The following is a 226-nucleotide window of genomic DNA, read 5'->3' as shown; positions in this document are numbered from 1 at the left end:
CGCTCCGACGGCGCCGGCGCCTCCCACGACCTGATCGACTGGATCACCGAACAGAACCGCATCCGCGGTCGACAGGTGGAGTACTCGGTCGGATTCTCCATCACTGCCCCGATTCGCCGGGCCATAGCGACCTGCCCCGAAGCCGCGTGGGGACCAGCGCTCAACCCTAACGGGGACATCCGCGACGGGGCCGACATCGCGGAGCTGACCGGGTTCCTCTCCCCAC

At 68.6% G+C, this 226-nt stretch carries 1 pseudogene; it reads left to right on the top strand.

Annotation, left to right across the window (positions count from 1 at the left end):
* Window positions 1–226: pseudogene (locus G6020_RS17365) on the top strand (IS1380 family transposase); the annotation flags it as partial.

Source organism: Dietzia sp. B19 (assembly GCF_014145155.1).
GTDB lineage: Bacteria > Actinomycetota > Actinomycetes > Mycobacteriales > Mycobacteriaceae > Dietzia > Dietzia natronolimnaea.
The sequence above is the reverse complement of the archived record's forward strand: the minus strand, read 5'-3'. Positions and strand labels throughout refer to the sequence as shown.